The following is a 23,701-nucleotide window of genomic DNA, read 5'->3' as shown; positions in this document are numbered from 1 at the left end:
GGGGTCCCTCATGAAAAAGATAGTTCTTACTCTTGTTCTTTCCCTTGGTTTGGCAAATGCTACTTATGCAGCAGCACCAGAACAAGCAACCAAACAAGCTGATTCCAATGCAGTTATTGCTTGGATGAAAGCAAATCCTAAAAAAGCAACCGCTCTTATCGCTAGCGTACTTGTTGTAGCAGCATCAGGTACTGTTTACTACAATCGCAATAAAGCATGCATAAAACCTAGACTTGATTCAGCAAAAGATGGTCTTATGTCTGCTAAAACCAAAGTGGTTGATAAAGCAAACGCTACCTATGAATCAGCAAAAGCTCATCCATACATCACCGCAGCAATCGTTACATCAACCTTGGCAGTTGCCGGCTTGGTTACTTACGACCTTACTCGTGATGAATCAAAACTTAAAAAACTTGCAAAAAGCATCAGAAAAGCTTTGTGCGGTGAAGACGTAGAAATTGTTGCTTAGTTTTAAATAAACAAAGCATAAATTAAAAAAGGGATCAATCATGCGCGGTTGATCCCTTTTTTGTTGCTCATTTTTCTATAATTATTTTTTGATTTTTTAGCGACTTCGCGTTACACCGCGGCGTTTACATTCTGCCTTGATGGCACACTGACTGCACTTGGGGCTGAGCGGCACACAAATATTCTGTCCCCACATCACTAATAATTTATTCCATACCGTCCAATATCGCTGCGGCAATATTTTTTGCAATGCAACTTCCGTTTCTTCAACGGTAGTTGTTGAAATAAACCCAAGCCGATTTGAAATGCAATGCACATGCGTATCAACACAAATTGCTGGTTGATCAAATGCAAGACCCAAGACCAAGTTTGCCGTTTTGGGGCCAACTCCTTTAATTGAGCGCAACGCTTCTTGTGTTTGGGGAACCTTGCCCTCAAAATTTTCGAGTAATGTTTTACTCACTTCTTGCAACACTGCTGCCTTGTTTTTATAAAAGCCAGTCTTAAAAACAATTTTTTCAAGTTGTGCACGATCAAGCGCACACAGCTCTTGCGGCGTTTTGGCGACAGCAAAAAGTGCCCGACACACATGCACCGTTGTTATATCTTTGGCACGCAAGCTGAGCAAGCAGCCAATCAAAATCAGAAATGGATCTTTGCCATATTCTTCAATAATCGTATCAATTAACGGCACGGCCATGGGGCCGGTCGCCGATTTTAAAATCTGAATGATTTTTACAATTTTTTCATGATCAAACATGATTAAAGCCCTAATTACGGGAAACATGAGAAAACAGTTAACGAAAAAACTTTTTTTTTATATACTTGCCTGCTAAGCGCTGGTCTAGTTTATCATGAGGCATGCTTGTCTGTATATCATGGCCATTCAAAAAAAACCATAGGAGTATGTAGGTGGAACTTTCAACGTTCAAAGAAAAAATGAGTGACTTTGTCACGTTTCTTGATGTAGAAAAAAATGTATCAGAAAACACGCTCCGCGCCTATGAATCTGACTTGCAACAGCTTGCCACCTTTTGGGAAACAATTAATAAAAAAGAAACGAACGTCATTCATAATTTTGACAAAATTATGCAACGCTACGCACTGGCACTTTTTTATAAAAAAATTAGCAAAACATCGCTTGCCCGTAAACTTTCAAGCATGCGTTCATTTATTTCGTATCTCAAAACACAAGGCGTGCCCGTTACTTTTACCTTCAAATCGCCCCGGCTGGACAAAAAACTACCCACCACCCTTTCAGTTGATGAGATTTTTTATTTACTCGATTCTGTTGATATTAAAGAACTGCCTACTAAATATCCCTACCGCGATAAAGCAATTTTTGAATTGATTTATGCTACCGGCGTGCGCTGTTCAGAATTAATTAACATTAAGCTGCTCGATATCAACCACAGCGAACAAACGATTAGAATTATGGGTAAGGGGCGGCGCGAGCGCATGGTTTTGTTTGGTAACAAGGCCCAGCAAGCAGTTAAGCAGTATACCGACGAAGAGAGGCCCGGCATGCTGCACAACCACAAACACGATTATTTGTTTGTTAACTGCAAAGGAACCCCCATCACCTCACGCTCGGTTCAGCGTATTTTTGAAATGTTTAGAAAATTTCTCAAGATCGATCGCAAACTTACTCCGCACAAAATACGCCATTCATTTGCTACCCATTTACTTAATGAAGGAGTCAATTTACGCGTCATTCAAGAATTGCTTGGTCACAAAACCATTGCAACCACAGAAATTTATACCCATGTGAGTAATCAAAAATTAGCGCAACTTTGTGATGAAAAACACCCCCTTAATGATCTTGATCACTTAGTACTCGAAGACTAAAAAGAAGAATTGGACCTTTTATGAAAAAAATATTATTTACCACGATGCTTTTTTTTAATTACACAAATCTTGTTCTAGGAGCCGCACTCGAATACAAACTTGATGTTGCAACAGCAACTGATCAAGGAGCACGCAAAACCATGCAAGATTATTTTTACAATAATTTAGAAAATAAATTTTTTGGCGTTTACGATGGCCACGGAGGTCCTGAAATTGCTCAATGGGCCCAAGAGGGCCTCCACACCACGGTGCATGATGCTGAACAAGAATTTTCCGATACAAAAACAGCCATACAAGCAAGCTTTATTACTTTTAATGATTGTATAAAAGGAAAAGCTTATAACCAAGGAACAACCGCCACTATCGCACTTGTCCGCAATGACACGTTATATGTTGCCAACGTGGGCGATTCCCGCGCCGTCCTGAGCATTAATGGGCAAGCTCTGCAAGTTTCAACAGACCACAATCCACACTTTTCAATAGAAAAAAAGCGGATTGAAGCAAGTGGTTTGTGGAGAATTAAAAACTTATCTTCAGCACCCTCAAAAATCCCTTTTATTGAGAAAGCTAACGACAAAGACAAAAGAAAAACTTATACAACAAGCCGCATTCAGCGAACAAATATTCCACATCATAACGATTATGGGCTTTCGGTAAGCCGTGCTCTGGGCGACCATAATTTTAAAGGTGCTGTTATTGCAAATCCAGACATTCACGTACGAAAACTTAACGGCACTGAAGATTTTTTAATTATTGCCAGTGACGGCCTCTGGACGATTATGAGCAATCAAGCAGCTGTTGATTTAATAAAACAATGGCTCCGTGATGGACAAACACTAGAACAATGCGCCATATGTTTAGTCGAAAAAGCCATCAGAATTTGGAACCATGATAACGTTACGGTCACCATTATTTGTTTTAAGGACAACACTAACATCGAATCAAGTAACCTCACCTAATTTTCCAGAAGGATTTTTCATGAAAAAAATACTCGCCATAAGCTTACTTTTCATTACCAACTCAAGTACTTTATTGTTTTCTGCAGCCTCTCAAAAAATTAACATTACCTTTGCCACATGCGCAGAAAAAGGAAATCGTCGCCCAACTATGGAAGACCGCCACCACAACGACACCAATAATCAATTTTTTGGCATATATGACGGCCATGGCGGATCAGAAGTTGCCGAAAAAACAAAACAAGAACTTCACGAGCATATCCTTAGACTCGAAGCAACACTCAGCACCGAGCAAGCACTTGAACAAGGATTTTTGGCTATGCACGAAAGCATTGAAAACCAACACGAAGGCACAACTGCTACGGTGGCCATGTTACGCAATAAAACATTATATGTTGCCAACGCAGGAGACTCTCGCGCGGTATTATGTGCAGGAGGCCAAGCACTCCAAATGTCAGTCGACCACAACCCAGGCCTACCATCAGAAAAAGAACGCATTGAAAAATTAAGTTCTATCAAAATCTCGACACATCCCTCACGTATAAAAACTCCATTCCTGATCACTGCAAATCAACAAAAAGAAATCTATCTTGAAAGTTCCCGTATCTTAGGCCTTGCTGTAAGTCGTGCCTTGGGAGATCGTTTTCACGAAGGATTCGTTATACCAAACCCAGCAATTCACACACGAAAAATAGACGGCACCGAAGAATTTTTGATTATTGCTTGCGACGGATTATGGGACGTCGTGAGCAATCAAGCAGCAGTCGATTTAACAAAGCAACAGCTCAGTCAAGGCTACTCGGTTGAACAATGCGCCAACTTCTTAGTAAAAAAAGCACTCGATCTTCTTGACCATGATAACGTTACCGTGACAATCATTTGTTTTAATCACGATGACAAAACTGAGCCAAGCGCTCTCGACTTGTTACAGGAATATAGCAGCCAGATCATTTAAAATAATTAATTTTCATTGCTTGACGAACTTTTTGCATCATCACAGCGGCACGTTCACGCGTTGCCGCTGTTCCTTTTTTTAACACTTCCATCACAAAATCTGGGTCTTGCGCAAACTCTTTGCGGCGCGTACGAATCGGTGTTAAAAAATCTTGCAGCACGTCATTCAGATAACGCTTAACTTTGACGTCACCAAGGCCGCCGCGCTGATAATGTTCTTTGAGTTCAGCAATTTTTTCTTTATCTTTGCCAAAAATATCGAGATACATAAAAACGGTGTTACCTTCAATTTTGCCCGGATCTTCAACGCGAATATGATCAGGGTCGGTGTACATGGCCATTACTTTTTTAAGTAACGCATCAGGTTCATCGGACAAATGAATCGCATTGCCCAGCGACTTGCTCATTTTTGCTTTACCATCAATACCCGGCAAGCGGCCCACTTCTTCACTCGACGGCACCATTGCTTGCGGCTCAACAAAAACTTCGCCATAAATACGGTTAAAGCGACGCACAATTTCTACTGTTTGTTCAATAACCGGCAGCTGATCGTGCCCGACTGGTACCAACTCTGCATTCAAAAAAGTAATGTCGGCAGCCTGGCTGATCGGGTAGGCCAAAAAACCAACCGACACGTTTTTGCCCATGCCCTTTTGATGAATTTCATCTTTCACGGTGGGGTTACGTTCCAACCGCGCAACAGTCACTAAATTAAGATAATAGACCGTCAACTCAGCAATTTCAGGAATCATTGATTGAACAAAAATAGTCGTTTTTGCAGGATCAAGACCAACCGCCAAATAATCAAGCGCCACCTCAAGAATATTGTTGGCAATCTTTTCGGGATGTTCAACATTGTCAGTCAAACCTTGAACGTCTGCCAACATTACAAACTGATTGCACGTTTCTTGCAATAGCAAACGATTGCGCAATGAACCGACATAGTGACCCAAATGAAGCGAACCAGTTGGACGGTCACCTGTCAAAACTATTTTTTTATTCATAACAATAAACTCTTTCTTTGGTTTTTTAATTTTTTAATGCATAAAATAGCGTAGGTTTAAGTGTATCCAAAAATACCAAGCATTCAAGAACAAGTGCGGTTCTTACACTTTTTTGCTGCCTGTGCTAGGCTTTTCAAAACGTATCAAAAAAAGGAGTCCCGCCATGCCACGCTTTATGCACTATCTCAAACGCTTGCACGAGCTTGGTCTGCGCGGCACACACGCGTGGTACCAAAAACGCTTAACAGGTAAACGATTTATTCAAAGCTGGAAAGAAAAAGCGTTGGCGGGAAAGGCCAACCACACCTGGCAAGACTTGCAAAAACGACACGCACTCAACGACATAGCAACATTTACCAACGATTTAAATAAAAATTCTCTCGTACACAATATTATCAATAACAAAGATTTTCAACAGTACCTACCACCAACGTATCGAGATCAAGCGTTTATTATTCAAAAAGCAAATCAAGCACTTGAGCAAACCTTTGATCTTTTGGGCTCTGGCAATCAAACATTTACCATCATTCCGTGGCAGCATGACATAAAACTCAACAATCTTAATACACAAGAATTCAGTACGTATTCAAATACCTACCATCACAGCGCCCCCCTCTTTTATACCGATATCACTATTCCAAGCAACGCAACGACTAAACAACACTATCAAGCTGATATCAAAATACCGTGGGATTTATCGCGCTTTCATCACGCCTTTTTTTTGGGCAGCGCGTATCAACTCACCGCCAACCAACGCTACGCAACAGCTTTTTTTGATCAAGCAGATTCATGGATCACCGCCAATCCCTTTCTGCTCGGCATCAATTGGGTCTGCGCCATGGATGTTGCTATCCGCGCCATCAATTTAATATGGGGATATTTATTATGCCAACCAACGCCCCAACAAGCAGAGCGATTAATCTGCTCTTTGTACGATCATGCCATTTATTTGGCAGCCAATGATACCGCATCAGACAAAGCAAATAATCATTATTTAGCAGAACTTTTGGGCTCACTTTATCTGTCAGTTTTTTTTAAATCAATACCATATTTTGAAGATCAGATAGATTTTTATACAAAAAAAATCACGCAAGAATTTGATAAACAAATACAACAAGACGGCACAAGTTATGAAGGATCTACCGCCTATCATCAACTCGACACAGAAATGTACCTACATTTTGCAAGCATCACCAACATAGTAAAATCAGCAAACAAAACATCGGTCCTCACAACTTTTCTTGCTCATAACACAACTGCCGATGGAACTTTAATAAAAATTGGTGATGATGACAGCGGCAAACTGGTAACCGGCATGAGCGTGCCACCAACAACAAACCATATCTCGCATTACCCAAATTTTGGCTTAAGCATTATTAATCATAATCAATGGCATATAACATTTCGTCATCCAACTTTTACAAAAAAACAACCATCGGGGCACTTTCATAACGATCAACTTGCCTTAACACTCAGCCTTAATGGCATTCAAATTCTTACCGATCCAGGCAGCTATTTGTATACCGCCAATCCAACCTGGCGTAATGAGTTTCGCTCGGCATCTGCCCACTCAACCTTGTTTGTACCATGCTTGACGTGTGCTGCAAATCAGGACAATCTTTTTCAACTTGCACGCAATCCAACATCACAAGCACCCGAATTGCAAAAAATTAATGCCACCGTCATCATGCACGATTCATACCAAACCTGCATTCATACCAAAATAATCATAAATCGCTCACTCAAACTTGATACAACACGAAACGAACTGATCATTGAAGATTGGATTCAGACAAACAACCCATCTCGCGTATCGTGGAATTTTATACTACATCCCGACATAACGCTCAAAAGAAAAGATGCTCAAACGTGGATTTTTGAGAAAAATAGAAAGCCATTGGCAGAAATCACCAGCACACTGATATTAACAAAAGCAGATGCTTTTTTTGCACCAGAATACGGTGTACGACGTGAATGCCACAAGCTCACGACAGAAAAAACAATACTATATCGAGAAAAAACGATTATTCGTTATTTATAATCTTAAACCGAGCACAAGCCTAACAAGGCACTTGCATGATCAAGTACTTCTGGATGATTTTTACAAACACCCGCTTCCTCAGGATCATACAATAAAATACCCGTATTATCATGCCGCATTGGCCACGTAAAAACGTGAGGATTGGTAAGGCCAACTTTTTTTCCCAACTCAGCAAGCGCTTCAGGACAGCAGGTACCATCTTTGCGAACAACATTATCGTGATAAAATTTTTGAATTTGATCATGAAAAGCAGCCTGCTCCATATCAACACCAAACGCATGCGGATTTTGCCACAAATCTTGTTGATGATACTTACACTCATTTTGACAAAAGCCAGCAACTCCTTTTAGGCAGGAAAAATCTGGGTTGTCGATGAGATACATTGCGCGCTTAAAACCTAAATGGGGCCCAAGCTCATGTAAAATAATTTGAGCAAGACCAGACACTTCTCGATTGTGTAATATTTTATGCGGCAACTTTAACATAACATTACGAAGATTTTCATTTGACCATAGATCTGGCAAATTATTTTGCATTACTCTCTCCCTTTATGCGTAACGACTACTGATATTTTTCTTTCTATTCTAGCTCAATAAAAAATGTTCAAACAAGAAAGGAAAAATAAATGGGGAAAACAATCGAATCTTACACATACCACTTACTATAAAAAAAGCGCCACCATGTTCTGATGACGCTTTTCTAAGAATCTAAAAAAATTTTATTAATACACCGTACTTATTTAGTTCAAATTACTTAACTCATAAGTTTTTTGTACAATTATAAAATTCCACAAAAGTTGAACGAACTTGCCGGCGCTACTTTCTCTAATTCAAACAACGTCGAAAGAACATCCCGAGCAAAGCCATAAGGCTCTACAAGCTCAATAAAACGCTCATGAGACATTGGCCGCTTTGATTGAATGGCATTAAAATAAGTACGCAAATCCGCTCTTACATTTTCAGAATGATTAGCAATATATGCTAAACGACTGCCAACCAGCAGCATATCTGCTAACTGTTCGCTGGTAAATTTTTCAAGAAAGAGACACAACCAACGCCCTGCACGCTCTTGATTTAAATCAAGATTTTTTAACGAATCAAATCGAAAAATATTGAACATACCATCAACGGCTCGTACGCCAAAAGCAACCCAATGCCCGCCGGTGTTAACTACAAACGCAACTTTTTCGCCAGACTCAAATCGCTTACGCTGATCAATTATTTCACGCGTTAAATACTGACCACGGCCTCGCAACCATCCTTCAAGTACATCAAGAGAATCAATAACAATAATGCCCTCATTAAGCTTAAACTTATTAAGCAAACCACTTTCCGTATCGTCACATGTTCCGTCAAAATCATCGGTTCTTAAATTACTTTTATATTTTAAATGTTTTTCCCACGGTTTAATAGTAGCACGCAAGCGTCCAAGATCATTAACAACCTCAGGCAATAACTCCGCAGTTTCTTCAATAAAAGCACGCGCAAAAAATAGTGCATAATAACCACAATAAAGCGCGTGAGGAACACGTTTATTTTTATTAAAACTTTTAGCATTAGGTTTATTTTGTTGTAAACACTGATATTCAATAATGTCACCCTCTTTGGTCAAATCAATCGCTTGAGATGAGCAAAAAGAGCTTGCTTCTGGATCAATGCGTCGGCGCTTTGCTGGTGGCTCACCAACCATTGCATCAGTTGCTTGAGCACTCAGCAACGCAAAAACCATATAAAACAGCATTTTTTTAACTACCATACAACCTCTAAAGTAATAAAATTACTCCTGCAATAATAATATTACATTATAGCAAGAAGCTTAAAAAATGACAAAGAGAACATAAAATTCGATCTAAATCGAAAAAATAAGGCTTTTTAAATCGCCCTTACCCGGCAATTAAAGAAACTAAGAAAGCTTATTCAACAATTTGTTCAACCATTTTAGTCAAATTAATTCCGCGGGAACCTTTGACCAAAACAAGCGACTGATCATGCCCACCGAGCATTGTTTTAAGAATGGCAGAAGCCTCTTGCCAATCAGCCACCTTGGTTGCCTGAATCCCAGGCGCCAACGACAGGGCCGCCTGCCAGGCAAGCTCACCCACCAAAATAACCGTTTGTATTGAAGGAAGTCGATTGACTAATCGACCAATCTGACGATGCCAATAAATTTGTTTTTCTCCCAACTCAAGCATGGTACCAATCACGGCAATTTTTGCCCCAACCGTAGGCATTTGATCAAAAGCAATCAATGCCGCTCGCATGCTTTCAGGATTAGCGTTGTAGCAATCGCTAATCACGCGGCCACGCTTGCCACGAATATCCTTAATTTCAAAACGATGCGCAAAACCTTCATACTGCTCAATGCCTTGCACCACCGCCTCAAACGGAATGTTTAAAAAATAGGCAATGGTACTTGCCGCTAACGCATTATTAACCATGCCCAAATGGTTACCGGGCATAGTTACGGTAACTTTTTTCCCATACCATTTTAAAACAAATTGCGTTGCAAGAGAACCATCAACATTGGTAATCACCCGCACCTTGCGAGCCTGAACTTGATTTTTTGTTTTAAAACCAAATTTTGCAACAGGGTGTCCATAGCTGCTATCCGTTAACAAATCTTGATCGCCACAAATAATACCGATATTGGTTGGTGAAAAGTAGCGAAACATTTTCTTTTTTTCATAAGCAATTTCGTGCAATGAACCAAGACCAAGCGCGTGTGCATGAGCAATAAATGTTATTACGCCAATTGTTGGCCGCAATAAATCAATTTGTGATTCAATCTCGCCTCGATCATTAATACCCACTTCAAAAACCGCAACTTTGTGCTCACGCTGAACATGTGAAATATTGAGCGCAATGCCCAGCAAGGTATTTTGATTGCCATACGAAACGGCAGCTGGCACACCGGCATAGCGCAACATAGAACGTAGCATTTCTTTGGTCGAAGTTTTACCAACCGAACCAGTAATACCAACAACAGGTATAGTTAACTGCGCACGCCATGCCTTGGCAAGGGCAATCATTGCTTGTTGCGTGTCAGGAACCAACAACACAACCAACCGTTCTTTGACTCGTTCACTCAGGGAATCAAAGACAGCTCGCTTACTGATCAACAACCCCCAGGCCCCATTCGTAATTGCTTGATCTATAAAATCATGCCCATCAACACGGTTACCTGGCAAGGCAACAAACAATTGCTGTTCTTGCGTTGAACGACTGTCGATAGAAAAAGAAACATCACCATCAACACACGCCTGTCTGCCAATGTGTAATGATGCATCCCCAAGCGCTTCGCGTAAAAAATCTTTACTAACCCACATGCCCTAAATCTTTCGTGAACGGCCCTATACTGCGCAACAAAATAACCACGTACCTACAGGCAAAATTTACTTTTTTTCTCATGTTTGTCAAGATTTGCTTAAAAAATTGACAACTTCTTGACCTTTGAAAATTTTTTCAAAAAAGAAAATTGATCGCCTCTCCTGCTCATTTTCTGAAACAAGCCTTGGATTATACGCTATAAAATCAACCCACGCAAAGAAATAACAGCTTTTTGTAAAAATATTGACATTCCCAGCCCTCTTCCGTAATTTTTAACCATACAGCTTTAAAAGCAACCGTCTTTTTCGACCATGGATTTAAAAAAAAGCGGCTTCATTTTCTGAAGCCGCCCTTTTTGATTTAATCAACTTATTTTTTAACGAATAACTTTACGCGGCTTACTACCCTGTGCCGGCGCAATCAAACCACTCATTTCAAGCTGCTCAATAATCCGTGCAGAGCGGTTAAAGCCAATTCGAAAGCGACGTTGCAACATGGATATTGAAATTTCGCTCGTAGTCTTTAAAAAATCAATTATTTCTGGGAACAATTGATCTTCCGCATCACCACGTCCATCTTCATTGGCAACTTCCAAAACCTCATGCAAATTAAGATACTGCGCCTTGCGCTGTTCACGCAAAAACGATGCCAAGTGTTGAATCTCTTGATCAGAAATGTACGACGCATGCACGCGCTTTAAATTAGTTGAAGCAGAACTCATAAACAACAAGTCTCCGCGGCCCAATAATTTTTCAGCGCCTTGTTGGTCCAAAATGGTGCGCGAGTCAACTTTTGATGAAACACGAAACGCAACACGGCTAGGAAAGTTCACTTTAATTAAACCCGTTACCACATCAACCGATGGCCGTTGCGTTGCCACAATCATATGAATCCCAGAAGCTCGTGCCATTTGCGCAATCCGCACAATATTCGTTTCAACATCTTTGCCAGCAACAATCATCAAATCTGCCAGCTCATCAATCATCACCACAATAAACGGCATTGGCTTTAACACATGCCCTTCTTGATCACGCATGCCATGCGCTACTGCTCGTTGATACTCAAGTACATTCCTTACCCCAAGCCCGGCCATACGTTCATAGCGCTCTTCCATTTCTTGTACCACCCACTTTAAAACACCCGTAGCACGCGCAGGGTTAGTAACGATTGGGAAAAGCAAATGAGGAATGTCGGCGTACGGCGTAAACTCAAGACGTTTTGGATCTACTAAAATTAAGCGCAGTTGTTCTGGCGTACATTTGCACAACAAGCTTGCCAACATGCCGTTCAAGCCAACCGATTTACCAGAACCAGTCGTCCCGCCAATCAGCAAGTGAGGCATTTTTGCCAAATCAACAATGACCGGCGTTTTCACCACGTCAACACCTAAAATTAGCGGCAACTCGCCTTGAAAATTTTCAAAATCTTCAGAACGCACAATGTCTGCAAAATAAACACTCTCACGCGTTGGATTAGCAATTTCAAATCCAACCGCATTCTTACCAGGAATCGGTGCAATAGTTCTGATACTCAATGCTGAAAGCGCCATCGCCAAATCATCTTCAAGCGCCGTAATTTTACTAATTTTACTATCAATTTCTGGCTGATACTCAAACAACGTAATCACAGGTCCTGGCTTAATGTTGGTCACGCGGCCTTTTACGCCAAAATGCTGAAGCTTTTCTTCAAGTTTTTTTCCACGAGCTAACGCCTCATCTTGAATTCGTTGGTCAATCTGCCCATCGCTATGTGTATCAAATAAACTTACCTCAGGAAGCGTAAATTTTTTAGCCTGCAGTACTCGAGCATGTTCATATAAACTAATTGCTTCAAGCACACGCGCATACGCGGCCAACGGACCAGTAAAGATATTTTTTTTCAAAACGGTATTGGGCAAAAACAAGCGCTCACGCAAAGGCGCCGCGGCTTCATGTCGCACAAACATTCTCATATTTTTATGAGCAAATTTGGCAATCAAAGCTTCACGCTGCTCAAGGTCTGTTGCCACCACGTGAGCCCCAACACCAGCTACTGGTGGCGCATAAGCATCCCATTCATAAACATTCACGTTCTTTGGCGCCGCATGCGCAACGCCTTCGCCCTGCTCTGTTTTTTCTGCAAAGACAGCGTTAAAAGAATCTTCGTTAACTAACGGCACCACAAAACCATCGCTATACGTTTGCGCAAAAACATCTTCCGGTTCAAACGCTTCATTCTCTTCGCGATATTGCTTGCCACGAGCAAACACAGTACAAAAAACCCAGTAGCTTTTAACCGCAACCAAATGCACCGTGCGACTCACTGCCAACACGGTATACTTAGTTGCCCAGTAGCCATACTGCACCGCATTATTCAGCATGCTCAACAGCGAAATTTGACCAATCGTAGAAACACTCATCCACAACAACGACCACAAAATGATCGCGGTCCCGCCATAACCAAAAGGAAATTCAAGCAAACTACATACCGCATAACCCAACAAGCCACCGGCATAACTACTCGTAACATCAAAGCCATATCGATTGCACAAACCCGCGCTTGCTAACAATAACAGCGGTAAAAAAACACAGCGGATGCGCGTAGCACAAACAGAGCCTTGCGCTAAAAAAAGATAAGCAGGAACCATAACACATGCCAACAAAACATACACAGCCGAACCGAAAAAATAAACAAGCACGGCCGCTACATGAGCACCAATAACTCCTGCCCAGTTGGAAACAGCACCAATGCGCAATCCAGTACTCAACAACGTTTGATCTTGCGGATTGTAGGAAAAAAGCGCTAGTGCTAAAAAAATAAATAAACCCGTTAAACCAACACCCAAAACTTCTTGGTGATACCACGCAGACTTGGTTCCAGCACTCGCTTTAAAAAGCTGTTTTTGCCGATCCAAAAAAGCGCGCATAGTAACCCGTTTAAATTTTTTCTTGCGCCACATAGTATCCCCTCTCCACAAAAAAACGATTCCCTACTTCCCCTGTTGTTAAGCATAGCGCTTTTGTTAAAAATTTTTCAACACTTTAAAATTTCTAACAAAAATTATTTTTGCAGATCGTGTTTTTCAACAATAGTTTTCATCAAATTGCAATAGTTGCTAACATCTTGAACAAACGGTTCTCGGTCAGCACGTTCAAGCTGGCTAATACTATTCTTTATCGAAAGCATCACGAGCGCTTGCTCCCCAAGTTGAGGTGTTAAAACGCCTGCATGTACGGCCAACCGAACCACATCGCGCATATTTTTTGCGCGACTCATTGCCCCTGGTTTTTGGACGCGCGCTGCTAAATAGTTACTTAACTCATCAACACAATATTCAAAGCGCTTGGTTAAAGAATCGTGCATCATGTGTGCAAGCTTGGTAGCTCTTACCTGGTCCTGTTCATCGCACCATTCGCTTACATGATTGATATCATACAAAACCTCTTCCAACGCTTTAAGTTTTTCATGCAACCGTTGCTGGTGCCGACATGCTATTGTTTCCATACCACAAAACCCTTTTTTACTTCTTTCACAATGTCATCATACTCATCATTCATATCGGCAAGCTCAACACAATACGGAATAGTTGATTCATGAAGGTCGTCTAAAATAGTGCCAAGTACCGCGATATCAATTTCTTGTGCACGATCATCAAGCGCCACACCAATCGGCATCGGCAAGCAACCCTGACTTTGAGCCCACGGACCATACATATAAATTGAACACCCCGGCAGGTGTTTTGAAATGATGGCAACAAGCCGATCTTTGTACTGCTCTTCAATCATAAAACGCTCCTTTCGCTTATTGAAAAATTAAGTATAGCACAGTCAAGATGGGCAGCAGTAGATATACTGAAAACAGCCACAATAAGCGCCGCTCTGCCAACCACCAGGCTGCCCAAAGAGCTCCATAACCAACAACCGTTGCACCAACTATGGTGAGCATGACGCTCGGTTCACCAACCACTGCCCAGCCATGCTGCCTGCACGCCCCGCCAACACCCAGCACTAAAAACGCTGCAAGCACAATTGGTAGCTCGAGCAAAAAGCACACCTGAAAAGCGCGTCGTGTTGAAAAGCCAAGCCAACGAGCAGCAACGTACGTGCTGGCAAAACGCGAGATGCCGGGCAGCAGTGCGAGGCCTTGAACCAGACCGAGAATGGCGTAGATTTTAAAACTTGTGAGTTTTTTTTCTTCCGTCTTCGCTCTTTGATCTTCGCCCCTCAACCCTTCCGACTTCGCTAAAGCTTCGCCGGACAAGTCGACAGACTGTGTCGAATAGACAAGATCCCGACTTCGTTGACACTTCGACGGGCACGCAGAGCAGGCAGACCCTTCGACAAGCTCAGGGCATACGGATTTGTTATTGAAAGCCAAAGAACAAAAAGACTCCCCATTACGCTTTTCTTGCTTATTCAAAGACCCACACACCCTGAGCCCCGTACACCCTGAGCTTGTCGAAGGGTCTTCATTTTTCTCAGCAACCCCAGACTCTTCAACAGGCAAGCACGGACATACCTTTTTTTTGCAATGAGACACATAATCACAAGAATCACATACGCAATCAGTCCGTTCACCTTGCGCTTGTCGCTGATTCAATTCTATTCTGCGCTTTTCATTAAAACATAAGGTTCTTTTGCTCGTCTCAAAATTGTCCTGTTCTTTGTCCCTCAGGTTTTGAGAACAGGCCTTGGAACAACGAGAAGCATATTCACACTTACTAAGATCGCTCTGAGCTGCATTTTTTTTAGAAACACAAGACCCTTCGACCCATTCTTCGCCCTTCGTGGCTTTAAAGGGCGTGGCAAGCTCCCGACTACGCTCTACAAGCTTCGACGGACAAGCAGGGCGAACGGAGAGAGCGTGAATATTTTTCTCTACGTTACAAGACTTTTTACACCCGTCACACTTATCCTGAAGCCCGTTCGCCCTGAGCTCCGTACGTCCTGAGCTTGTCGAAGGATCGAAGGAGCAGTTTGTCGACGAAGTCCGGCGAAGCTTTAGCGAAGACTGAAAGATTGAAGGACAAAGGTCCACATACCGCAAAGACCACAGCAAACCTGCTGTCACACACAAACCAACAAGCATGGTAGCTTCATGCGCCAGCACCGCATTGTACTTCAAAATAACTTTAATCACACTATAAAAAAGTGCGGTAATCACACTCGCACAACCAACATAAAAAATCAGCCACAGGCACACACAAGCCAACGCCCGCTGGCTATCGCGCACACGCACGCGAAACGCATACGCACGCACCACATCAACAAGTCGCCAAAAGATCGGCACCCACACGTGTCGAAAAAAAAATATAATAATCAAGACCATTGAGCCATGCAAAAAATGATCCAAAAAATCAGGGATTGGTTGTCCAAAAAAAGCTGCCCCACCAACCAATGACACAAGCATCATAAGCAAGCGCACGTGCGAAGAGCTACTAATTGGCAACGACTCACCAATAATTTGCACACAGACGACCCAAGACAAAAAATTACTCATCATTCCCTCTTTGATAAAAAAATTTTAAAAAATTTTATATTCACATCATAACCAAAAACATTCTAATACTTTATCGGCTCATCTGATATTTTTTTCAAAACTGTGTACGTTTGAAATTAAAAAAACAGAAAAAATTAACCTCCATTTTATCGATCAGCAGGCCTATTCAAGCTTTCTGTGAAAAAATACTTGATATATTAGTTGAGGATCGTTAGTCTATCAACATGAGATTGTTGAGGGGTAAAATTGGTGCCGCATAAAGATACAGCACCAGTCAAGCAAATCACCAACTCTAAGTCAATACGCACACGTTAAACACACGCAACACGCTACTGTTTTTACGTGATTTGAGTAGGTAGAAAGATCTCAAAAGGTAGTCAATGAAGAAAGGAGGAAGCCCTAAAAAAAAATGTTATTGATGGACGTTTTTTTGCCAACGGCATCAATCGCTTCTACCAAGCACATTCACGCAAACGTTCTTGTTCAACAAAACAAACGTTACCATGTTAAACTAATAAATTTGTGGAGAAGATAAGTATGAATAAAGTAATAAGAAATAGTCTTTTGCTTACTGCTTTGGCAGTCATGTCAAACGTACAAGCCGACGACGCACACAACCAAACATTTTTAAACCCTCGTTCACACGGCGTAAACCTTGCGCTTGAAAACGTGAACGGCTGGCAAAAACTGATTCACCGCAAAGGTGCCGACGATACATTTGGCGGTAACTTTCAAGTGATTGGTTATTACATGGCTTCAACTGATGAAGAAGAATTGGGCGAATATTTTGCTCCAGCAACTAACCCAGTAGATAACCCACTCAAAGACAACGACTTCAACTTTGGATCAGCTGCTGGCAACACCGCCGTGACACAAACTTTGAACTTCCGTAATTTCGTACATCAACGAACAGATATTGCAGTTGGCGAAACAGTCAAACTCAGCCTCAACCCAGAACAACGTGCTTACGGCGTTACCTTGAACTATCATCAAGATTTAGACAAAATACTTAAAGGTCTTTACTTCAAGATCAATGTGCCAATTGTAAACGTTGAAAACAGCATTGATCCAGAATATGCAGCTGGCGCGGTTCCAGTGGCAGCTCTTGGTGAAGTTGGTAATCCACTCCTTGCTCCACAACCTTCAGCTCTTGATGCATTAAAAGGTTACTTCGACGGTACTTTCTCAAATAATGCAGCAAACAACTCACAAGCAGCTCTTCAATTCTTGAAGTTTGGTGCTAAAAACAATGAAGACAGCTCAACAGGCGTTGCAGACATCGACTTCATTCTTGGTTATTACTTCTTGTACAAAAACAAATACCGTTTGGCAGTGAACATGGGCTTCACCATCCCAACCGGCGATGATGCAGAATGCAAAAAGCTTTTCGAAGCTCTTGTTGGTAACGGCGATCATTGGGCACTTGGTGCAGGCTTTGACGGCGGCGCAACAATGTGGCACGATGGCGATCACAGCTTGACCTTCCACTCAGCATTGAACTATCGCTATTTGTTTGAAGGCACAGAAAAGAGAACTCTTGGCTTGAAAGACGCTGCAGGAAACATCATTCCTTGGGGCCATTATGCACTTGTTGGCAAATCAAACGCTACTGGCGGCGCTGTAACCTTGGTTCCAGCTGCAAACATGTTGACCGTTGATTGCGACGTTACACCAGGCAGCCAACTTGATATGATCGTTGCTTTTGCGTACCACTACTGTGGCTTCACGTTCGACCTTGGTTACAACATGTTCTTCCGTGAAGAAGAAGATGTTGATCGCAAAGGTTCAACAGCCATTTTTGGTGAACTTACAGCTGGTCCTAACTCATGGGGTATTGTAAATCCAGATGTAAATACTTCTGTTGGTATAGCAAATAACGGTTCCTCCTTTGTTAACGGACTTACTCTTGTTGACTCAAAGAACGTTACCACCGACAATGCAGAAACACCATCACAACTCACACACAAAATCTATGCTGGCGTTGCTTACGCAACCTACGGCTGGGATGTGCCATTGTTTGTAGGTCTTAACGGACATTATGAATGGGCTTCAGACAATACCGGTATTAGCAACTGGGGTATTGGCGCGAAGGCTGGCGTTGCGTTCTAACGCACTCCACGCATAAGCTATTTTTCAAAAAGCCGGTCGTACTGACCGGCTTTTTTTATTACTCATTTTTAATAAAATGCTTTACTGAATCGTGCGGACTCGCGCTAAAGATTTATTTCTTGATTTATCTTTTCGATAATTATTTTCATGAGCTGGTAAGAATCAGCAACATATTCAACAATCTGCAATGCAACATCTTCTTGATACGCATGCGACGTTAAATTCCGATCATTAACGGATGTCAATAACTGCGTATATTGCTTTTCATCAATCAAATACACATCAAATGCTTCTTTAAGAACAGCCTTGGGACTTGCCAGCACATCAACGCCATGCTTTTCTATAATAAACTCACGAAGAACTTTCCAAAACATATCAGTACAATATTCAAAGCGCTGAATAAGTGAATCGCGAATAAAAAGATAATCTTTGTAATCTGGCGTCACTTCTTCAAATCTTACCAGAACCGTGTTCAATGTTTTTAAAGCTTTTTCAAAATGATCTATTTTTTTAGTTACTTTCTCTTTGCCCATAAAACACCCTCTTTCATAATATCTCTTTTTAAATCATCGCCAACATTATGCACATCAACAACATCAAATTTATAGGGAATATTTGAAGCGCTCAGTAAATCTTTAACCTCGCCAACTACCAACCGATCCAATTTTTTTCCAGCATCGAGTGCAAGGTCAATATCTGAGTGGGCATGGTGCTGCCCAGTTGCTCGCGAACCAAACAAATAAATATCAGCATCAGCGATAAGCGCATGCACAATATTTATTATCTTTTCTTTTGTTTTTATATCTAATTCTTTCATAAGCCCAATCGTATCATAAAAATTATTGCCTACAACAACGATAATAACAGGGTAACAAACAACTCTTTCAAAACAAAGAACAAAATACTTCCCTTTGCCACCCCCACCATGCTAACGTTGCTGATGATGTAGTTTTGAAAAACACCGGTCTTTTAAGTTTATGGAGAGCGTAGTTTATGAAGAACGTCATACAAAAAAGTCTTATCATCGCCGCACTGGCAGCCATAGCGCACGTGCACGCAGACGATGCGCACAATAAAACATTTTTAAATCCACGATCACACGGCGTTAATTTGGCGCTTGAAAATGTAAACGGCTGGCAAAACTTAATGCATCGAGAAGGCACAAACAAGGGTTACAACGGTTGCTTGCAAGTAATTGGTTATTATCAGGCATCAACAGACAAAGATGAGGCGGGCGAATATTTTGCACCAGCAACCAACCCACCAACAAACCAACTTAAAGAAAATAATTTCAACTTTGGCTCAAATAGCGGCAACGCCCCGGTTACCGCACAAACCTTAAACTACCGCCACTTTGTACACTACTCCGCAGGCATTGCCAGCGGCACACCAACCGAGCTTGTACAACTTTCCCTCAACCCACAACAACGTGCGTACGGCATCACGCTCAATCATCACCAAAATTTAGACAAAGCGCTGAATGGTCTTTATTTCTCACTCAACGTACCAATTGTTAATGTTGAAAATAATATTAATGCCAACTTTACCGAAGTGTACAATGCGGCAACCATCAACATTGGCACAGCTGCCGTTGTTGCAACATCAGTTACCAACGCTTTGAAAAATTATTTTGATGGCACCGGCGCCAACAACGACGCTACCAATGCGCAAGCTGCTCTGCAGTTTTTAAAATTTGGTAAAACGAATAACGATGATAGTTCAAGCGGCATCGCCGACATCGAATTCATGCTTGGTTACTACTGCTTGTACCACGAAAACTATCGCTTGGCCGTCAACGTGGGCGTTACTATCCCAACTGGCGATGATGTAAAAAGCGAAAAACTTTTTCAAGCAATCGTTGGCAATGGCACTCACTGGGGTTTTGGTGCCGGCCTTGATGGCGGCGCCATCATGTGGCAACACAACCAACACAACTTCTCATTTCACGGCGCCCTAAACTATCGCTATCTATTTCAAAGCACTGAACAAAGAACGCTCGGTTTAAAAAATACCGATGGCAGCATAATTCCTTGGGGCCATTATGCACTTGTTGGTCAAGTTACTGGCGCAGCCACAATTTTGATTCCTGCCGCTAATAAATTGACGGTTGATTGCGATGTCACTCCCGGCAGCCAGCTCGACATGATTCTTGCTTTTGCCTACCACAACCGCGGTTTTACTATCGATCTTGGCTACAACCTGTACTACCGCGATCAAGAAGATGTTGATCGCAAAAAAAATACACCAATTTTTGGTACAACCGCAAACAAATGGGGCATTGTAACGCCAAGTGCTACCGCAAGCGGCTCAGGAATTTCTGTTGGTGAACTGCAAGTGCCACTTGTCGATAGCAACATCACCACCCAAACTGCAGAAACGCCATCGCAATTGAGCAACAAAATTTATGCCGGCGTTTCATATCAATCGCAAACGTTCCAAGTACCACTTTTGGTTGGCTTCCACACGCATTATGAATGGGCTTCAGACAATGCAGCACTGAGCAACTGGGAAATTGGTGGCAAAGCTGGTCTTGCATTCTAAAAAAATTCACGCTCTCTCGTTTAAAAAAAGCCGGTCATCCAGATCGGCTTTTTTGTTATTTGCCAATTCGTACCATTTTATTTACACTGACAAAAACGTCTTTAAAGCGCCAGAAAAGGATAAAACCATGATTAGCCCAGAAGTTATTGAAGAAGTAAAAAACAGACTGGTTGCTGTTTACCAACCTACAACTATTTATCTTTTTGGTTCTTATGCGTGGGGCACCCCTCACGACGATAGCGATTTAGATTTATTGGTAATTGTAGAATCTTCAAATGAACGCCCGCAACATCGAGCGTTTGCCGGTATGAAGGCATTATGGGGTTTAAGTATATCTAAAGATTTATTGGTATACACGCAAGAAGAATTTGATGCACGAACGTCTGACTACACAACGCTGCCTTACCAAGTTAAAAATAAAGGGAAGGTAATTTATGCCAGGAATTAAAGACTGGCTGAGAAAAGCCTCAAACGATTTAATAGTTGCAAAAATGTCATCGAGCAATGAAGAGGTAGGAGACGTTACTGTTTATCTTGCACATCAATGTGCCGAAAAAGCACTCAAAACATATTTAGTTTTTTGCAAAAAACCTGTTTTAAAAAGTCATGATCTCGAAAAAATTTTAGAAGAATGTGCTCAAGCAGATTCATCGTTTAAAACCCTTGAAAACGAAGCACTTTTTTTAAATCCGTATGGCGTTTATTCGCGCTATCCTGACGACCGTTTTTTTGTAGATCAAGAAGACATTAAACAAGCAATTAGCATGGCCAACAAGATTTTAAATTTTGTTGAAAAAAAAGTTACGGCTTTGCCGAAAAATAACTTACCTCTTTTCGAAAAGTAAAAAGATAACCAATCATAACCTTTCACGAAAAAAAGCCGGTCGTTCAGATCGGCTTTTTTTGTTATTTGCCAATTCACACCATTTGATTTATACGGCCGTTCAAATTCTTCGACAAGCTCAGAACGAACGGCGGATATGAATCTTTTTTAAACTAAACGGCAGTACTTTAGATTTTTTACTGTGTAAATTTTTGAAAGCTCTTTTTCTTGTCTTTTATGAGCCCTTGGCATTGCAGCCGTTCGTTCTGAGCTTGTCGAAGAATTTGAACGGCACCTTAAAGTACTAAAAACATAATTCACTGATCGGCTTTTTTTAGTGCTCTTTTTTCCCATTTTTCAAAATACTTCCATTTCAAATTAGCCACATGCTAGGGTCTTGATTAACGTAGTTTTTGAAAAAATCCTAATCGAAGGAGACACGATGTCACGTTCCATAAAACGACCCTCTGCCTTACGCGCCTTGCATCTACTCACCCTCTTACTTTTGTTAAATCCTGCTACGGCGTGGACAGCCGCCGATACGTTGCCTACAAAAGCACCGCATCAAAAAAAAGGCTCCAAAAAACATGCGCCTGGAAAAAAAGGACATAAAGCTAAAAAAACCCATGCCACAGTGCAAGTTGTTCAGCCAAAACAAAAAGTTCATGCAATCCCTGGCGCCATCCCTGCTCGCTTTCTTAAACTTTTGCGCAAAGAAATTAATCGCACCGTTGCTCAAGCAAAAGAAGAAGAACAAAAAGCACCAGAACAACGCCGACAACGCAGACCAAATGTCGGACGCAAAACACACAAAAGACGCGTTGGCGGACGTCATAAAAAACGTATCGCTCGTGGTAAAAGCAAACAAAAAAGACGTCCAAAATTTTTGAAAAAAAACAAAAAAAACAAAATGCAAAAACTTGCAGCAAACGACCATATCATGCAAGAAATAATGAATCGCAAAAACAGACGCCAAGGCGGCGGCAAGGGTGGGCATAAGCAAAAAAAACACCACGTCAAAAAAAGACTCCAACATCCACGCGCTAAGCTTCAACAGCCACGCGCTAAAATAAAAGGCGGCAACATACAAAGCAAAATTGAACGCGAGCGCGAGCGCGTAGAAAAAAATATGATCGCCGACCAATATCTTAAAGATCTTCAAGCAAAAAAAGCTGCCGGCACCACGTTGACGGAACAAGAAACGGCAATGCTTGAGCGCTTAGAACAAAAAAAGGCTGATAAAAAAGCCATCAAGGCATTATTGCTCAAAGACCCTAAAAAATTAACGCCTGAAGAAAAGAAAACACTTGCCGACCATGCACGCGCAAAACAAGGCGTTAAACCAAAACACGGTGGCAAACAAAAAGTGATCAGTTCAAAAAAATATCCAGCCAGAAAACCTCATAAACAAGCAGGCAAAAAAATAAAAGGTAAACCTGGAAAAAGAAAGAAGCACCAAGACGCGGTAGCCAAAAAAGCTCAAATAGTACCAGATGACCAAGCAAGCGCCGATGATCAAGCGATCGATGAAACAACCGATGCAGCACCAAAAAATACCGGCATTGTCCCATCAAAAATCTCTACAAAAAGAATAGTCATTACCGAACCAGCAGAACAAGCCGCGGTCGAACAACAAATGGCACTAGACGAAGCAACGCTAATCGCCCAACCTGCAGCCGCAACAACAGACCAAGCCGCTGCAGATGCTGCCGCCGCCGCTGAAGCTGATTATCAACAAAAAATGGCCGAATATAATAAACAACTCGCAGAATACAATGCCGCAGTAGCTGCTCAACAAGCTCAAGCATCGTCACCAGATCAAGGCACCACAACCGAGCAACCAGCAGCCGCAGCCCAACCTGCAGCCACAACAACAGACCAAGCTGCTACAGATGCTGCCGCCGCCGCTGAAGCTGATTATCAACAAAAAATGGCTGAGTATAATAAACAACTCGCAGAATACAATGCCGCAGTAGCTGCTCAACAAGCTCAAGCATCGTCACCAGATCAAGGCACCACAACCGAGCAACCAGCAGCCGCAGCTCCTGAACAGCCAGCCGCACCTTCACGCAGAAGAACTGACCAAGGCTTACCTCCAGGACGAAAAGCATCTAACTAAAAGAACCTTTACAACACTCACGGAGCTAGGCCTC

The 23,701-nt window shown here is 41.8% G+C and carries 21 protein-coding genes; 10 read left to right on the top strand and 11 right to left on the bottom strand.

The window, feature by feature from the left end:
• Nucleotides 1–10: 10 nt before the first annotated feature.
• Nucleotides 11–469: a hypothetical protein gene (locus tag IPF37_00335; GenBank protein ID QQR49280.1), complete on the top strand. Its 459-nt coding sequence runs from the start codon at nt 11–13 to the stop codon at nt 467–469.
• Between the two features lie 96 nt (nt 470–565).
• On the opposite strand, the gene IPF37_00330 is transcribed toward IPF37_00335, so the two are convergent.
• Complete coding sequence (locus IPF37_00330) at nt 566–1,168, bottom strand: endonuclease III (GenBank protein QQR49833.1); 603 nt, start codon at nt 1,166–1,168, stop codon at nt 566–568.
• Nucleotides 1,169–1,407: 239 nt separating this feature from the next.
• Here IPF37_00330 and IPF37_00325 point away from each other — a divergent pair, with 239 nt between their 5' ends.
• From IPF37_00325 to IPF37_00315, 3 genes are read left to right on the top strand one after another with little or no spacing between them, the layout of a single operon-like run.
• Nucleotides 1,408–2,316, top strand: a complete 909-nt coding sequence (locus IPF37_00325; GenBank protein ID QQR49279.1) for a tyrosine-type recombinase/integrase — start codon at nt 1,408–1,410, stop codon at nt 2,314–2,316.
• 20 nt (nt 2,317–2,336) lie between these two features.
• Nucleotides 2,337–3,275, top strand: a complete 939-nt coding sequence (locus IPF37_00320; GenBank protein ID QQR49278.1) for a protein serine/threonine phosphatase 2C family protein — start codon at nt 2,337–2,339, stop codon at nt 3,273–3,275.
• 19 nt (nt 3,276–3,294) lie between these two features.
• The gene (locus IPF37_00315) at nt 3,295–4,227 is read left to right on the top strand and encodes a protein serine/threonine phosphatase 2C family protein (GenBank protein QQR49277.1); all 933 of its coding nucleotides are present in this window, start codon (nt 3,295–3,297) and stop codon (nt 4,225–4,227) included.
• Here the strand turns inward: IPF37_00315 and trpS are convergent.
• Nucleotides 4,220–5,230, bottom strand: coding sequence for a tryptophan--tRNA ligase (trpS, locus tag IPF37_00310; GenBank protein QQR49276.1), 1,011 nt, complete (start codon nt 5,228–5,230; stop codon nt 4,220–4,222). The genes IPF37_00315 and trpS overlap by 8 nt on opposite strands.
• 163 nt (nt 5,231–5,393) lie before the next feature.
• Here trpS and IPF37_00305 point away from each other — a divergent pair, with 163 nt between their 5' ends.
• Nucleotides 5,394–7,271, top strand: coding sequence for an alginate lyase family protein (locus IPF37_00305; GenBank protein QQR49275.1), 1,878 nt, complete (start codon nt 5,394–5,396; stop codon nt 7,269–7,271).
• A gap of 2 nt (nt 7,272–7,273) precedes the next feature.
• Here IPF37_00305 and IPF37_00300 read toward each other — a convergent pair whose 3' ends face one another.
• The 7 genes from IPF37_00300 to IPF37_00270 all read right to left on the bottom strand — a co-directional run bounded on the left by IPF37_00300 (nt 7,274) and on the right by IPF37_00270 (nt 16,078).
• Nucleotides 7,274–7,807 (bottom strand): hypothetical protein, encoded by a 534-nt coding sequence (locus tag IPF37_00300; protein QQR49274.1) that lies wholly within the window; start codon nt 7,805–7,807, stop codon nt 7,274–7,276.
• Between the two features lie 241 nt (nt 7,808–8,048).
• Entirely contained in the window at nt 8,049–9,011 is a 963-nt protein-coding gene (locus IPF37_00295; GenBank protein ID QQR49273.1) for a hypothetical protein, read from the bottom strand.
• A 172-nt stretch (nt 9,012–9,183) separates the two neighbouring features.
• Nucleotides 9,184–10,596 carry a UDP-N-acetylmuramoyl-tripeptide--D-alanyl-D-alanine ligase gene (locus IPF37_00290; GenBank protein QQR49272.1) on the bottom strand — a complete coding sequence of 471 codons (1,413 nt, stop codon included), beginning with the start codon at nt 10,594–10,596 and terminating at the stop codon, nt 9,184–9,186.
• A gap of 377 nt (nt 10,597–10,973) precedes the next feature.
• A complete protein-coding gene (locus tag IPF37_00285) occupies nt 10,974–13,535 on the bottom strand; it encodes a DNA translocase FtsK (protein QQR49271.1) in 2,562 nt (853 codons plus the stop codon).
• 101 nt (nt 13,536–13,636) lie between these two features.
• Nucleotides 13,637–14,080 (bottom strand): hypothetical protein, encoded by a 444-nt coding sequence (locus tag IPF37_00280; protein ID QQR49270.1) that lies wholly within the window; start codon nt 14,078–14,080, stop codon nt 13,637–13,639.
• Complete coding sequence (locus tag IPF37_00275) at nt 14,068–14,361, bottom strand: hypothetical protein (protein ID QQR49269.1); 294 nt, start codon at nt 14,359–14,361, stop codon at nt 14,068–14,070. The genes IPF37_00280 and IPF37_00275 overlap by 13 nt, the downstream gene beginning before the upstream one ends.
• 16 nt (nt 14,362–14,377) lie before the next feature.
• A complete protein-coding gene (locus IPF37_00270; GenBank protein QQR49268.1) occupies nt 14,378–16,078 on the bottom strand; it encodes an undecaprenyl-diphosphate phosphatase in 1,701 nt (566 codons plus the stop codon).
• A gap of 534 nt (nt 16,079–16,612) precedes the next feature.
• Between IPF37_00270 and IPF37_00265 the strand changes: the two genes are divergently transcribed.
• The gene (locus IPF37_00265; GenBank protein QQR49267.1) at nt 16,613–18,184 is read left to right on the top strand and encodes a hypothetical protein; all 1,572 of its coding nucleotides are present in this window, start codon (nt 16,613–16,615) and stop codon (nt 18,182–18,184) included.
• 104 nt (nt 18,185–18,288) lie between these two features.
• Here IPF37_00265 and IPF37_00260 read toward each other — a convergent pair whose 3' ends face one another.
• Both IPF37_00260 and IPF37_00255 read right to left on the bottom strand, forming a co-directional pair.
• Nucleotides 18,289–18,717: a nucleotidyltransferase substrate binding protein gene (locus IPF37_00260; protein ID QQR49266.1), complete on the bottom strand. Its 429-nt coding sequence runs from the start codon at nt 18,715–18,717 to the stop codon at nt 18,289–18,291.
• A complete protein-coding gene (locus IPF37_00255; protein ID QQR49265.1) occupies nt 18,699–19,001 on the bottom strand; it encodes a nucleotidyltransferase domain-containing protein in 303 nt (100 codons plus the stop codon). The genes IPF37_00260 and IPF37_00255 overlap by 19 nt, the downstream gene beginning before the upstream one ends.
• Nucleotides 19,002–19,177: 176 nt before the next feature.
• Here IPF37_00255 and IPF37_00250 point away from each other — a divergent pair, with 176 nt between their 5' ends.
• From IPF37_00250 to IPF37_00235, 4 genes are all read left to right on the top strand, one after another.
• A complete protein-coding gene (locus IPF37_00250; protein ID QQR49264.1) occupies nt 19,178–20,725 on the top strand; it encodes a hypothetical protein in 1,548 nt (515 codons plus the stop codon).
• A gap of 127 nt (nt 20,726–20,852) precedes the next feature.
• Nucleotides 20,853–21,173, top strand: coding sequence for a nucleotidyltransferase domain-containing protein (locus tag IPF37_00245; protein QQR49263.1), 321 nt, complete (start codon nt 20,853–20,855; stop codon nt 21,171–21,173).
• Nucleotides 21,160–21,570, top strand: a complete 411-nt coding sequence (locus IPF37_00240) for a HEPN domain-containing protein (protein ID QQR49262.1) — start codon at nt 21,160–21,162, stop codon at nt 21,568–21,570. Before IPF37_00245 ends, IPF37_00240 begins: the two co-directional genes overlap by 14 nt.
• Nucleotides 21,571–21,990: 420 nt before the next feature.
• Nucleotides 21,991–23,667 carry a hypothetical protein gene (locus tag IPF37_00235; protein ID QQR49261.1) on the top strand — a complete coding sequence of 559 codons (1,677 nt, stop codon included), beginning with the start codon at nt 21,991–21,993 and terminating at the stop codon, nt 23,665–23,667.
• Nucleotides 23,668–23,701 lie beyond the last annotated feature (34 nt).

The sequence above is a fragment of the bacterium genome, from assembly GCA_016699045.1.
Classification (GTDB): domain Bacteria; phylum Babelota; class Babeliae; order Babelales; family RVW-14; genus AaIE-18.
Note: the sequence above shows the minus strand (reverse complement) of the source record. Positions and strands in the feature narration are given on the sequence as shown.

Bases quoted from the DNA above. Each gene is read 5' to 3' on its own strand.
- IPF37_00335 (QQR49280.1), top strand. From the start codon at position 11: ATGAAAAAGATAGTTCTTACTCTTGTTCTTTCCCTTGGTTTGGCAAAT.
- IPF37_00330 (QQR49833.1), bottom strand. From the start codon at position 1,168: ATGGCCGTGCCGTTAATTGATACGATTATTGAAGAATATGGCAAAGAT.
- IPF37_00325 (QQR49279.1), top strand. From the start codon at position 1,408: ATGAGTGACTTTGTCACGTTTCTTGATGTAGAAAAAAATGTATCAGAA.
- IPF37_00320 (QQR49278.1), top strand. From the start codon at position 2,337: ATGAAAAAAATATTATTTACCACGATGCTTTTTTTTAATTACACAAAT.
- IPF37_00315 (QQR49277.1), top strand. From the start codon at position 3,295: ATGAAAAAAATACTCGCCATAAGCTTACTTTTCATTACCAACTCAAGT.
- trpS (QQR49276.1), bottom strand. From the start codon at position 5,230: ATGAATAAAAAAATAGTTTTGACAGGTGACCGTCCAACTGGTTCGCTT.
- IPF37_00305 (QQR49275.1), top strand. From the start codon at position 5,394: ATGCCACGCTTTATGCACTATCTCAAACGCTTGCACGAGCTTGGTCTG.
- IPF37_00300 (QQR49274.1), bottom strand. From the start codon at position 7,807: ATGCAAAATAATTTGCCAGATCTATGGTCAAATGAAAATCTTCGTAAT.
- IPF37_00295 (QQR49273.1), bottom strand. From the start codon at position 9,011: ATGCTGTTTTATATGGTTTTTGCGTTGCTGAGTGCTCAAGCAACTGAT.
- IPF37_00290 (QQR49272.1), bottom strand. From the start codon at position 10,596: ATGTGGGTTAGTAAAGATTTTTTACGCGAAGCGCTTGGGGATGCATCA.
- IPF37_00285 (QQR49271.1), bottom strand. From the start codon at position 13,535: ATGTGGCGCAAGAAAAAATTTAAACGGGTTACTATGCGCGCTTTTTTG.
- IPF37_00280 (QQR49270.1), bottom strand. From the start codon at position 14,080: ATGGAAACAATAGCATGTCGGCACCAGCAACGGTTGCATGAAAAACTT.
- IPF37_00275 (QQR49269.1), bottom strand. From the start codon at position 14,361: ATGATTGAAGAGCAGTACAAAGATCGGCTTGTTGCCATCATTTCAAAA.
- IPF37_00270 (QQR49268.1), bottom strand. From the start codon at position 16,078: ATGATGAGTAATTTTTTGTCTTGGGTCGTCTGTGTGCAAATTATTGGT.
- IPF37_00265 (QQR49267.1), top strand. From the start codon at position 16,613: ATGAATAAAGTAATAAGAAATAGTCTTTTGCTTACTGCTTTGGCAGTC.
- IPF37_00260 (QQR49266.1), bottom strand. From the start codon at position 18,717: ATGGGCAAAGAGAAAGTAACTAAAAAAATAGATCATTTTGAAAAAGCT.
- IPF37_00255 (QQR49265.1), bottom strand. From the start codon at position 19,001: ATGAAAGAATTAGATATAAAAACAAAAGAAAAGATAATAAATATTGTG.
- IPF37_00250 (QQR49264.1), top strand. From the start codon at position 19,178: ATGAAGAACGTCATACAAAAAAGTCTTATCATCGCCGCACTGGCAGCC.
- IPF37_00245 (QQR49263.1), top strand. From the start codon at position 20,853: ATGATTAGCCCAGAAGTTATTGAAGAAGTAAAAAACAGACTGGTTGCT.
- IPF37_00240 (QQR49262.1), top strand. From the start codon at position 21,160: ATGCCAGGAATTAAAGACTGGCTGAGAAAAGCCTCAAACGATTTAATA.
- IPF37_00235 (QQR49261.1), top strand. From the start codon at position 21,991: ATGTCACGTTCCATAAAACGACCCTCTGCCTTACGCGCCTTGCATCTA.